The 12,193-nt window shown below is 63.9% G+C and carries 11 protein-coding genes; 4 read left to right on the top strand and 7 right to left on the bottom strand.

Features of this window, described 5'->3' with window-relative positions:
* Positions 1-108 precede the first annotated feature (108 nt).
* Both U5919_RS06230 and U5919_RS06225 read left to right on the top strand, forming a co-directional pair.
* Complete coding sequence (locus U5919_RS06230) at positions 109-432, top strand: hypothetical protein (protein ID WP_336022881.1); 324 nt, start codon at positions 109-111, stop codon at positions 430-432.
* Positions 433-584: 152 nt separating this feature from the next.
* A complete protein-coding gene (locus tag U5919_RS06225; RefSeq protein ID WP_336022880.1) occupies positions 585-1,829 on the top strand; it encodes an FAD-dependent monooxygenase in 1,245 nt (414 codons plus the stop codon).
* A 148-nt stretch (positions 1,830-1,977) separates the two neighbouring features.
* Here U5919_RS06225 and U5919_RS06220 read toward each other — a convergent pair whose 3' ends face one another.
* From U5919_RS06220 to U5919_RS06190, 7 genes are all read right to left on the bottom strand, one after another.
* On the bottom strand, positions 1,978-3,129 hold the full coding sequence (locus U5919_RS06220; protein ID WP_336022879.1) for an acyl-CoA dehydrogenase family protein: 1,152 nt from the start codon (positions 3,127-3,129) through the stop codon (positions 1,978-1,980).
* 53 nt (positions 3,130-3,182) lie between these two features.
* Complete coding sequence (locus tag U5919_RS06215; protein WP_336022878.1) at positions 3,183-4,808, bottom strand: long-chain fatty acid--CoA ligase; 1,626 nt, start codon at positions 4,806-4,808, stop codon at positions 3,183-3,185.
* A 15-nt stretch (positions 4,809-4,823) separates the two neighbouring features.
* Positions 4,824-5,405 (bottom strand): Zn-ribbon domain-containing OB-fold protein, encoded by a 582-nt coding sequence (locus tag U5919_RS06210; RefSeq protein ID WP_336022877.1) that lies wholly within the window; start codon positions 5,403-5,405, stop codon positions 4,824-4,826.
* Positions 5,402-6,592: a thiolase C-terminal domain-containing protein gene (locus U5919_RS06205; RefSeq protein WP_336022876.1), complete on the bottom strand. Its 1,191-nt coding sequence runs from the start codon at positions 6,590-6,592 to the stop codon at positions 5,402-5,404. The genes U5919_RS06210 and U5919_RS06205 overlap by 4 nt, the downstream gene beginning before the upstream one ends.
* A gap of 1 nt (position 6,593) precedes the next feature.
* Complete coding sequence (locus U5919_RS06200; RefSeq protein WP_336022875.1) at positions 6,594-8,540, bottom strand: 3-hydroxyacyl-CoA dehydrogenase/enoyl-CoA hydratase family protein; 1,947 nt, start codon at positions 8,538-8,540, stop codon at positions 6,594-6,596.
* Between the two features lie 225 nt (positions 8,541-8,765).
* Complete coding sequence (locus tag U5919_RS06195; RefSeq protein ID WP_336022874.1) at positions 8,766-9,785, bottom strand: branched-chain amino acid ABC transporter permease; 1,020 nt, start codon at positions 9,783-9,785, stop codon at positions 8,766-8,768.
* A complete protein-coding gene (locus tag U5919_RS06190) occupies positions 9,782-10,651 on the bottom strand; it encodes a branched-chain amino acid ABC transporter permease (protein WP_336022873.1) in 870 nt (289 codons plus the stop codon). Before U5919_RS06190 ends, U5919_RS06195 begins: the two co-directional genes overlap by 4 nt.
* A gap of 94 nt (positions 10,652-10,745) precedes the next feature.
* On the opposite strand from U5919_RS06190, the gene U5919_RS06185 reads away from it, so the two are divergent.
* Positions 10,746-11,471 (top strand): ABC transporter ATP-binding protein, encoded by a 726-nt coding sequence (locus tag U5919_RS06185; RefSeq protein ID WP_336022872.1) that lies wholly within the window; start codon positions 10,746-10,748, stop codon positions 11,469-11,471.
* Positions 11,468-12,172: an ABC transporter ATP-binding protein gene (locus U5919_RS06180; RefSeq protein WP_336022871.1), complete on the top strand. Its 705-nt coding sequence runs from the start codon at positions 11,468-11,470 to the stop codon at positions 12,170-12,172. The genes U5919_RS06185 and U5919_RS06180 overlap by 4 nt, the downstream gene beginning before the upstream one ends.
* Positions 12,173-12,193: the final 21 nt, after the last annotated feature.

The raw sequence follows: 12,193 nt of genomic DNA, 5'->3' as shown, positions 1-12,193 counted from the left end.
GGTCTCTCGATGGACAGTGACGATGTTCCACTGAGACGCAACTCAGCTGTGGATGACGCCGACACGCGTACCGCAAGGGTTTATGTACAGCAATTCGAATCCGGGAATATGGCCCAAGAGTCAGATCTAGAAGAGGCTGCCGAAGCGGCGGCGGACCTGCCGGACCCACGAGACGTCGTCGGCGAGGACGAGGAGATCCCGCTCCGGGAAGTCTTCGACGAGACGTTTATGCGGGAGAACACTGACTTCGACACCTTCGACGAGATGGTCGCCGCGAGTCCGTCCGAGGCGACCTCTGCGGACGATCTAGAGAAGATCCCGCGTGGCGCGTGGGACGATTTCGTCGCAGAAACCACCGTCTTCGGGGACGAAGAGGAGTTCGTCTTCGCCGGGCGCGACCACTGGGTCGGTAAAAAACTCGGACTGAACTGACGCCGGGGAGTCGGACCGAGCGGCCACGCAGATCGCATTTCGGGACGGTGTAGCCTCCGCTGTATCCGATGTAAACGGACGAGTGTGGGGCTCTCGCGTCGGTGCAATCACAACGATTATCAGGAACGTGTGGTAACCACTAGGTAGATACGATGAGTTCGACTGATATCGATCAACCCGTGCTGATCGCCGGTGCCGGACCGACCGGGATGACCGCCGCGCTCGCGCTCCGCGCACGCGGTATCCCCGCGGCGATCCTCGAAGCCGACTCCGAGGACCGCGACCGTGCGGGGAGCCGCGCGATCTACGTCCACGGTTCGACGCTGAAGACGCTCGAACGAAACTACCCCGGACTCGGCAAGGATCTCATCGAGGAGGGCCTCGTCTGGCCGACCCGCCACACGATGTGGCGCGGCAAGACGGTGTTCCGGCGCACCTACGACAACCCCGGCGGGACCGGCGAGTTCCCGCACTTCTCGAGTCTCCCGCAGGTCACCACCGAGAAGTACATGCACGAGGCGCTCGAGGACCTCGGCGTCGAGATCCACTGGGACGCGGGCGTCGAATCCGTCGAGTCCACGCCCGACGGCGTCCACGTCGAGACGACCGACGGACGGGAGTGGGAGACGCCGTACCTCATCGGTGCGGACGGCGGCGGCTCGCAGGTGCGCAAGGAGATCGGATCGGAGTTCGAGGGCGACCAATCGGAGAACTCCTTTATCATCGTCGACGTCGAGACGCTCGACGGCAACACGATCGAGGAGGAACCGATCCCCTTCGAGCGCCTCTTCCACTACGACGACCCCGCCGCGGGCGGCCGCAACGTGATGCTCGTTCCGTTCGCGGGCGGCTGGCGGCTCGACATCCAATGTCTCGGTGACGACGACCCCGAAGAGATTTCCAGCGACGAGGAGATGCGAAAGCTCGTCCGCGAGATTATGGGCGAGGAGTACGTCGACAACATCCAGTGGACCTCGACGTACAAGTTCCTGCAGGTGATCGCCGACTCGTTCGTCGACGAGCACCGCCGCGTGCTCTTGGCCGGTGAGGCCGCACACCTGCTGGCTCCCTTCGGCGCGCGCGGGATGAACTCCTGCGTCGCCGACGCCGACGAGGCGGCCTCCGCGATCGCGGTCGCCGCGCGGGCAGAACAGCCCGCTGTCGCTCGCAACGAGGTTGAACTGTACGCGGCACGTCGCGAGCGCGCCGCCGAGTACAACATCTCCGCCGCCGGACAGGCGCTCGATTACCTCCAGGGCGACACCCCGGTCACCGTCCTCCGCAAGGAGGTCGCCGCCTCGCTCGCCGATTACTTCGAACCCGCCGGCGAATACCTCGACGACGCGCCGTACGGACCGCACGAGTCCCCCCCGATCGCGTCGACGGGCAACTACTGAACCCGCCCTCGCGACGACGCCGTTCTTCTCTCATCGTCTTCGCCGACACGTGCTATCGTCGCCGATACACGTGCGGACTTCGCCAATTCACGCTCTCAGATCACAACTGATCGAACAACAGAGGACGGCAACGACCCGCTCCAGCCGCTCAGAAGTTCCGGTAGATCAGGTCGCGCTGGATCGCACCGACGCCCTCGTAGGTCATCGGCATCCGGACGTCGCGGTAGACGCGCGTGATCCGCTCGCCGTCCAGTAGCGCTCGTCCCCCGTGGAGTTTCATCGACGTCTCGGCGCACTCGGCGGCCACCTCGGTCGCCTTGGCCTTCGCCATCGCGGCCCAGCGCTCGGCGTCCTCACCCGCCATCACGTGATCGACCGCCTGCCACAGCAGCGCGCGAGCGCTCTCGAACTCCATCCGCATCTCCGCGAGGTCGTGTTGGACGGATTGGAAGTCCCCGATCGACCGGCCGAACTCCTCGCGCCCGTGGACGAACTCCCACGCCTCCTCGATGGCGGCGGCGGCGAGGCCGATCCCGTGAGCCGCGACCCGGACCCGACCGGTATTGAAGAACTCCGCGACCATCTTGAATCCGTTCCCGCGCTCGCCCACGAGGTTCTCCGCCGGCACTCGGCAGTCGTCGAAGACGATGTGCGCCTGCTCGGAGGCCCGATAGGCCATCTTCTCGGGGACCGGCTCGGCCTCGTAGCCCGGGGCGTCAGTCGGCACGAGAATCAGCGAGTGGTTGCTGTGACGGTCGTCGGTGTCCTCGGTGCGGGCGTAGACGGTGATGTAATCCCCCGAGACGCCGTTGCCGATCCAGTATTTCTCGCCGTTGAGTACCCACTCGCCGTCTTCGAGCCGCGCTTCCGTCTCCATCCCCGCCAAATCGCTGCCGGTGTCGGGTTCGGAGATGGCCATCCCGGTCCGCTTTTCTCCGTTCGCGACGGCCGAGAGGTACGTCTCCTTCTGCGTTTCGGTGCCGAACTCTTGGAGGATCTCGGTGCCGAAGCTCTGGCTGACGATTCCGAGACCGAGGCCGGCGTCCGCGCGGAAGAACTCCTCAACCGTCGCGACGATCTCGTCGAGCGAACGACCCGGACCGCCGTACTCGGCGTCGATCTCCTGAGCCACCAGCCCCGCGTCGTGGGCGGCCTCGACGACGTCGACAGGGTACTCGCCTGACGCGAAGTACTCGCCCGCGACCGGGGCCATCCGTTCGTTCGCGAACGACCGAGCGCGGTCTTTCAGTTCGTGCGCCTCCTCGGGGACGACAGTCGGTGTGAGTATATCTGATTCCATAGGTGTATTCGATCTATTTCGATTTCAGAGACGTTTGACAGTCGGAGACGGCCTTACTGATCGATCGGAAGTTCGCCGTATTCGTCGATGAACTGCTCTCTCAGGTCCTTCTTGTTGAACTTGTGAGTCGTCGTCTTCGGAATCTCATCGACGAATTTGAATACATCCGGAAGCCACCATTTCGGGAACCTCTCCAAGAGGTGTTCACGGAGTGCGTCCTCGTCGACGCTCGGATCGTCGACAACAACGAACGCGACGGGACGCTCCTGCCACTTCTCGTGGGGGACGCTGACGACCGCCGCTTCGACGACGCCGTCGGCGTCGATGATCGAGTTCTCCAGTTCGACCGATGAGATCCACTCGCCGCCGCTCTTGATCGCGTCGTCGATGCGGTCGACGATGTCGAGGTAGCCGAACTCGTCGATGGTCGCGACGTCGCCGGTCTTGAACCAGCCGTCGTCGGTGAACGACTCGGCGTTGGCCTCGGGACGCTTGAAGTATCCGTCGGTGAGCCACGGCGAGCGCGCGTGGATCTCGCCGGGCGTCTCGCCGTCGTGCGGGACCGCCTCGCCGTCGGTGTCGCGAAGGCGGATCCGCGCGCCGGGTGCCGGAATCCCTGCCTTCCGCTTCAGTTCGTAGCGCTTCTCCTCGTCGAGCCCCCGCATCTCCGTCGTCTCGAAGGTGTTCGCCAGATGCGGAGAGGCCTCGGTCATCCCGTACCCTTGGTAGATCGGTGCCTCGTACACCTCCTCGAACTTCTGCATCAGCGAGGCCGGCGGCGCGCTGCCGCCGGTGAGCACCCGGTCGAGACTTTCGAGCGGCTCGCCCTCGACGGATTCGAGGTAGCCGTCCATATCGATCCAGACGGTCGGGACCGCCGCGGCGACGGTGACGTCCTCGGCGTCGATGAGGTCGGCGACCTCCTGCGGCGAGGTGTGTTGCCCCGGTAAGACGAGCTTCGAGCCGTAGAACGTCCCCGAGTAGGGGAATCCCCACCCGTTGACGTGGAACATCGGCACCACCGGCATCACGGTGTCGTTCTCGCTGACGCCGAACACGTCGGCGTGGCCGTGAACGAGCGTGTGTAAGAACATCCGCCGGTGGCGGTACTGCACGCCCTTCGGCAGGCCCGTCGTTCCCGAGGTGTAACACAGCGCGAACTCGCGCTCCTCGTCGAGTTCCGGCCAGTCGTACTCGGTGTCGTACCCCGAGATGAACGACTCGTAATCGACGACCGCGTCGAGGCTCGTCTCCGGCACCTCGTCGTCGAGGACGACGTACTGCTCGACAGTTTTGAGGTCGTCCGCGACGGCTTCGACCGTCTCGACGAACGCGGGATCGACGAAGAGCAGCCTGTCCTCGGCCTCGTTGATGATCTCCGTGAGGTGGTGTTCGGGCAGCCGGTGGTTCGTCGTGTGAATGCTGCGGCCGCTGCAGGAGGGTCCGAAGTACAGTTCGTAATGGCGGTAGTGGTTGACCGCCATCACCGACACGCGATCGCCCTGATCGAGCCCGTAGTCGTCGAGCGCGTGTGCGAGCTGGCAGATCCGCGCGTAGGCGTCGGCGTACGTGTAGCGGTGAACCGATCCGTCTGCCAGTTTCGAGACGATCTCCTTGTGATCGAAGAGATCCACTGCCCGTTGCAGGAACTTCGTGATCGTGAGTTCGTAGTTTTTCATATCTCGTTGTGTTGTCTACGCCTGCGGCTCGAACCGGTAAAAAACCCGCTCGTGGTCCACCGGCCCGTCGATCTCGACGACCTTCATCGCGACGCGATCGCCGATCGTGAGGTCGTCGTACTCCGCGTCATCGATGCGTGCCGAGAGCTTGACGGGGCCGAGGTCGACGATGCCGAGGACGAACGGTACCTCCGCTTCCATCCCCATCGGCGCGCCCGCCCGCACCGTCGAAAAGGCGAACAGCTCGCCCTCGTGCGGCAGGTCGACGTACTCCAGCTCCTCGCTGTGGCACTCCGGACAGACGATCCGCGGCGGGAAGTGCAGTTCGTCGCACTCGGTGCACTGGGTCGTCGTCAACTGCCCGTCAGCGAGGTTGTCGTAGAACTCGCTGATCTGGGTTGTCTCCTCGGTCTGGAGCTCGTAGAAGTCCAGCAGTCGGGGGAGTTCGACCTGGTCGGGCAGTTCGACGACGTCTCTGTCGCTCCCGCCGTCGGTCGCGACGTCGCCGACGCTGTCGTTCGCGTCGCCGTCGACGCCGGCGGCCCTCTCGCTGGCTGCTCCGCTTGTCTCGTGTGTCTCGTCGTTGTTCCCGTTCATGGTCGTCCTCGCGCGAGGGTCATCACGCTGTGCACCGAGGCGCTGCCGCTGAGGTTGTGGATTAGTCCCGTCTCGGGGTCCGGCACCTGCCGCTCGGGTTCGACCGTTCCGCGGAACTGGTTGAACACCTCCAGCGCTTGAGAGACGCCGGTCGCTCCCAGCGGGTGCCCGCAGCCGAGCAGCCCGCCGCGGGGGTTCACGGCGATGTCGCCGTCGAGTTCGCTGCGGCCGTCCTCGACGAACTTTCCGCCTTCCCCTTTCTCCACCCAGCCGAGGTCCTCGTACTCGACGATCTCGCTGATCGAGAAGCAGTCGTGGACCTCCGCGACGTCGAGCTCTTCGAGGGGATCGTCGATTCCAGCCTGCTCGTAGGCCTGCTCGGCCGCCTGCGTCGCCTGCGGCCACGCCGACATCGACGGGAGGTTGTTGATGGAGTTGCTTGCGAGGCAGGTCTGGCCGCTGCCGGTGATCCACGCCGCCTCGTCGGTCATTTCTCTGGCTTTCTCCTCGCTCATCAAGATTAGTCCGGCCGCGCCGTCGGTGACGCCGCTGCAGTCGTACAGACACAGCGGCGGCGACAGCGGGAACGAGTCGTAGACGTCGTCGACTGACACCTCCTTTTGGAACTGGGCGTACGCGTTGTTCGCGGCGTGGGTCTTGTTCTTCGCGGCCACGAGCGCGAGCTGCTCGCGAGTGGTGTCGTACTCGTGCATATGCCGCTGTGCGATCATCGCGAAGTACGGGGGCGCGTTGAAGCCGTTGACGCCGTCGAACTCCCGGTCCATCACGTTGGCCATACTGGTCTGCGCCTCGGGTGCGTACTCCCGCGGGAGGTTCATCTTCTCGACGCCGAGCACCAACGCGGTGTCGATCTGCCCCGCGGCGATCGCGAGCCACGCGTACCGCAGCGCCGCTTGGCCGCTCGCGCAGGCGAGTTCGGTTCGCGCGATCATACTGTCGACGTCGATGCCGAGCAGCTCCGCGACCATCGGCGCGACGTGGGTCTGGAAGGCGAAGCGCTCCGGCTGGACCGAACCCACGAACAGGCCCTCGATGTCGTCGGGAGTCACGTCCGAGACGTCCTCGAACGTCGCCTTTCCGGCCTCTTGGATCAGGTCCTTGTAGCTGGCCTCGCGGACGCCCCACTTGGTGTGGCCGCCGCCGACGATGCCGACGTTCCGCGTCATCTCACTCGCCTCCGAAGTCGGCTTCTCGATCCTGGTTGAACGCCGCGACGCCTTCGAGCATATCGTCGGTCGTCGCGAGCAGTCCGAAGCCCTGACTCTCCAGGGTCAGCCCGGTATCGAGGCTGGCGTTCTGCCCCTGCTGGATGACCTGCTTCGCGACTTCGAGTGCCGTCTGCGGCCCGTTCGCGAGGTCGCTCGTCACGTCGTCGATCAGGTCTTCGAACTCGTCGTCGTCGACCGCGCGATTGAGGATGCCCCAGTCTTCGGCCTGTTCTGCGGAGAGCTGCATTCCGCGGTAGACCATCTCCTTGGTCCGCGGCTCGCCGACGAGACGGACGAGCCGCTGGGTGCCGCCGCCGCCGGGGATCAGCCCGAGGTCGATCTCGGGGCTGCCGAGCCTCGAGCCCTCGGTTGCGTAGCGGAGGTCACAGGCGAGGGTAATTTCGAGTCCCGCGCCCAGACAGAAACCGTCGATCTTGGCGATGGTCGGTCTCGGGTACTCGTAGATCGTCTGGACGGTCTCGTCGACCTTCGCGAGGTCGGTCGCTTCCGCGGTGGTGAAGCCGGTGATGTCCGCGCCGGCCGAGAAGGCGCGGTCGCCCGCACCCTCGAAGACGACGCAGGCGACCTCCTCGTTGTCGACGGTGTCGAGCACGCGCTTGACCTCGTTGAACATATCCGTCGAGAAGGCGTTGAGCCGCTCCTCGCGGTCGAAGAGAACGGTGAGGACGCCGTCGTCGCTCAGGTCGTGGCTGATGTAGTGGTACGGGCCGCCGTCGGTGTAGTCGTAGAATCCGCGGCCAGCCTTCTCGCCGGTGTGGCCCGCTTCGACCAGTTCGACGAGGTACTCGGCGGGTTCGTAACGCTCCGCGCCCGTTCGCTCGTGGAGGTCACGCAGCTTTTCGAGGACGTTGTCGAGGCCGAGTTTGTCCCCGGTCCGGCACGTTCCCTCGGGAAGGCCGCCGCCGAGTCGCATTCCGATGTCGATGTCCTCGGGATCGGCCATGTCGCCGCCGATCAGTTTCGCGGCCTCGTTGATCATCCGCGCCTCGATGCGCAGCGTGTCGATTCCCTCGCCGTCAGTCGGCTCGTAGTCGACGCCCTCGCCGTCCTCGTAGTCGTAAAAGCCCGTTCCAGTCTTGCGACCGAGGTGCTCCGCTTCGACCCGCGAGCGGATCGACTCGGGAACGGGCAGGTCCCACTGATCTCGGGAGTGAGTGAAGATGTCGAGCCCGCCGAAGTCGTTGAGCTCGAACGGTCCCATCGGGTAGCCGCGCTGGAACACCATCGCGGCGTCGACGTCCTGAATCGTGACGTCGCCCTCGTCGAGCATGAAGCCCGCCTCGCCCATCAGCGGCGTCAGGACGTTGTTGACGACGAACTGCGGGACATCCTTTCGCACGCGGATCGGCGTCTTGTCCATCGATTCGACGAACTCGACGGCGGCGTCGACGACGTCGTCTCTGGTCCGCTCGCCGGAGGCAACCTCGACGAGGTCCATCTTGACCGGCGGATTGAAAAAGTGCATTCCACAGACGTACTCGGGTTGGTCGGTCGCCTCGGCGATGTCGCCCACGCGGAGACTCGAGGTGTTCGTCGCCATAATCGTCTCGTCTCCCGACGCCGCGTCGACCTCGGCGAAGATGTCGCGCTTCAGATCGAGATTCTCGGGGGCGGCCTCGATCACGATATCGACGTCCGAAACGGCCTCTGCGAGGTCGACTGTCGTCGAGACTCGGGCCAAGACGTCGTCGGGGTTCTCGTCGATTTGTCCTTTCTCGGCGAGCTTTCCGAGACTCCACTCGATCTGGTCGTACCCGTTCTCGACGAGGTCTTCCTCGATGTCTCGCATCACGACGTCGTAGCCGGCGATAGCGGCCACTTCCGCGATGCCGTGGCCCATACTGCCGGCTCCGAGAACCGCGACGCTATCGATATCAGCAGTCATCGTATAAAGGTTCGAATCGCGGCTATTGAAAGTACCGGTGTGATATCAACACCCACGCGTTCGTAACGCTTCGTCGGATAGGCGTTCGATCGACGGACTGCGAATGGATCAACCGCCGGATTCCGAGCGGATTGACCGACGGACTGCGAGCGAGTCGGCCGATTGACCGCGAATGGGTCAGCCACCGGATCACGAACGGATCGACAGTCCGAAACGGCCGCCGCGTCACTCGCCGCTTCGGAGCCCGGTGAGTCGATCGCGGAGGCCTCGTTCCTCGTACAGCGACTTCGCCATCGGTAAAATCCCGTCTTGGAAGTAGATGAAAAGCACCGTGAGCAGCAGGCCGAACGCGACCGTCCGCCACTGACCGAACTGCGAGAGCAGGTTGTCGAGGTAGATGACGATCGCCGCGCCGACGAGCGGCCCCAACCGCGAGCGGAGGCCGCCGAGGACGAGGATGATCAACACGAGGACGTCGACTCCGTTGAAGCTGAACAGCCCGGGAATCACGATTCCCGTCGTCTGCGCGTAGAAAGGACCGACGAAGCCGATGATGAACGTGCTGATGAACCCCGCGAACACCTTCAGCCTGATGACGTCGATTCCCGTCGCGCGAGCGGCGAACTCGTCCTGTCTGATCGCGGCGAACGCCAGTCCGTACTTCGAGTTGGTCAGCCACGTGTAAAGGGCGAACACGACGGCGAAGACGCCGACGAGGACGTAAAACTGGACCGCGAACGGCCCCAAGCCGGTCAGACTCTCGACGGCGGGGAGTTCGAGGTCGCGGAACGGAATCCCCGTGGTGCCGCCGGTGATGTCCCGGAGGCCGACGATCACCTCCATAATGATCATCTGGAACGCGAACGTCACGATCGCGAGGACGATGACGGTGAACTGCCGGCGGGCGGCCACATAACAGACGAGACCACCGAAGACGCCGGCGACGAACGCCCCCACGAAGAGCGTGAGCCACGGCGACACGGCGAAGTACTCCGCCGTCAGGACGGTCGTGTACGTCCCGACCGCGGCGATACCGCCCATAAAGAGGATCAGCTGGTCGGTCTCGCCGAAGATGATGTTGAGCGCCATCGCGAAGATGGCGAAGATCATCACGGTGATGAACCGCCGCGAGAGGTACGTGGTTGAGGGATCGAAGAACAGCGGCGGTACCAGTACCAGCGCGGCGAACACCGCGATGATCGGGAGTTGTCCGCGAATCGACGAGAGGGTGTTGTTGGCGTTCATGATATCTGCTCCGGTTTGTAAACCAGCACGGCGATCGCCGCGGCGAACAGCGTGACGGTGGACAGGTACGATCCGAACAGCGCCCCGGCGACGGTCATGATGATGCCGAGGACGATTCCGGCCGCCACAGTCCCCGAGATGCTATCGACGCCGCCGACGATCGACACCATAATCGCGAACGACGTCAGCGAGAACGAGCTCGCCGGGGTGACCTCCGCTTCGAGCGCGTAGAACACGCCGGCGACGCCCGCGATAGCGGCACTCAGTACGAACACGATCGCCTGTACCCGGCGAGGGGGAATCCCACAAAGCATCGCGCCGGTCTCGTCTTGGATCACGGTCCGCGTTCCGATCCCGAGATACGTGTGGTTGAAGAAGTAATAAATGAGCCCGAACAGCACCGCCGCGGCCGCGATCACCGCGATCGAGGATCCGGTGAGGCTCGCGCCAGCGACGGTGATCGACGGGACGCCGACATCGAGGAAGACGCTCCCCGGGTAGTAGATGAAGAGCAGTCCCTCGAAGAGCAGCGACAGTCCGAGCGTGACGAAGATCCCGAGGAGGATTCGGTCTTCTCCCTCCTCTCTGTACACCAGCGAAATGACGGTTCGGTCTAACACCAACGCGAGGAGCGCGACCAACGCCACGGCGACCAACGCCACGGCGACCAACCCGGCGAGCGCCAGTCCGGGAAGCGTCCCCAGTAGCATCGAACACGCGATTACGGAGATAACAGCGAAGACCCCGAGAAGCAGGTTGAGAATTTCACCCAACCCGAAAACCAGCGTGATTCCGAGCCCGAACAGGGAGAGAATCACGCCCCTCGCGAGGCCATCGATAAGCAGTTCTAACCCCTGTGCTAACATACTCCTGCATCGTTTGAGGGTATTCATAAATATTGTGGATAGTTCGTCTCTCGGCACCGAATTGTTTATGTAGAATCGTCAACAACCTCGGATCGTGTTAACCGCCACCAACGTCACGAAGAAGTTCGGCGGTCTGGTCGCTGTCGACGACGTCGACTTCGCTATCGACGACGAGGAGATCGTGGGACTGATCGGACCGAACGGGGCCGGCAAGACGACCCTGTTCAACACGATCACCGGGGTTCACCCGCCGAACACCGGTTCGATCACGTTCGACGGAACCGAGTTGGTCGGCAAGACGCCCAACGAGGTCGCCCAACTCGGCATTGCGCGAACGTTTCAGGCAGTTCGGACGTTCAACGAGTCGACCGTCCTCGACAACGCGATGATCGGTGCAATCTTCGGCAACGACGAATCGGTATCGAAGGATCGAGCGGCCGACCGAGCCCGAGAGGCGCTCGCGTTCGTCGGTCTCGACGACAGACGAAACGAGGAGGCCGGCGGGCTGACGATCGCCGATCGAAAACAGCTCGAGCTCGCGAAGGCGCTCGCGGCCGATCCCGAGCTCATCCTCGTCGACGAGATCGGCGCGGGGCTGACTCCCGCCGAGATCGACGGAATCACGGGTACACTCGAACGCGCACGCGACGAGCGCGGCGTGTCGGTGTTCTGGATCGAACACATCATGGAGGCGATTATGAGCGTCACCGACCGAATCATTGTCCTCAACCAAGGCGAGAAGATCGCGGACGGAACGCCCGAGGAGATCAAATCCGACGAACAGGTTATGCAGGCGTACCTCGGGGAGGTCGAATCGTGACCCTGATCGACGTCGACGGGCTGGACGTGCACTACGGCGACTTGCAGGTGCTGTGGGACGTCTCCCTGGAGGTTCGAGCAGACGACTCGGTCGTCACCATCGTCGGCCCGAACGGTGCCGGCAAGACGACGCTTCTGAAGACGCTCTCGGGCATCCTCACGCCGACGGAGGGCCGCGTCGAAGTTCTCGGCGCGGACGTCACGAAAGTCCCCGCGAGCGACATCGTCGAGCGCGGATTCGTCCACGTCTCCGAGGAACGCAACCTCTTCGGCGATCTCACCGTCGAAGCGAATCTCCGGATGGGATCGTACACGAAGCGCGACACCTTCGAGCGCAATCGCGACGACGTGTTCGAGATGTTTCCCGTGCTCGAAGACCGACGCGACAAGAAGGCATCGACGCTCAGTGGCGGCGAGCAGCAGATGCTCGCGATCGGTCGCGGGCTGATGGCCGAGCCGGAGGTCTTAGCACTCGATGAGCCCTCGAACGCGCTCGCGCCGCAACTGGCGGCACAGGTGTTTCGAACCATCGAGGAGATCTCCGACGACGTGACGGTCGTGCTGGTCGAACAGCACGTCGACAAGGCGCTCACGCTCGCCGATCGCGGCTACCTGTTGGAGAACGGCCGCATCGAGATGGAAGGTACCGGCGAGGAGTTGCTCGAAAGCGACGCGATCACGGAAGGGTACCTACGCGGGTAGTCGCGATTCGTTTTTTCGATT

Source organism: Halobellus sp. LT62, from assembly GCF_037031285.1.
GTDB classification, from domain to species: Archaea; Halobacteriota; Halobacteria; order Halobacteriales; family Haloferacaceae; genus Haloquadratum; species Haloquadratum salinisoli.
The sequence above is the reverse complement of the archived record's forward strand: the minus strand, read 5'-3'. Positions and strand labels throughout refer to the sequence as shown.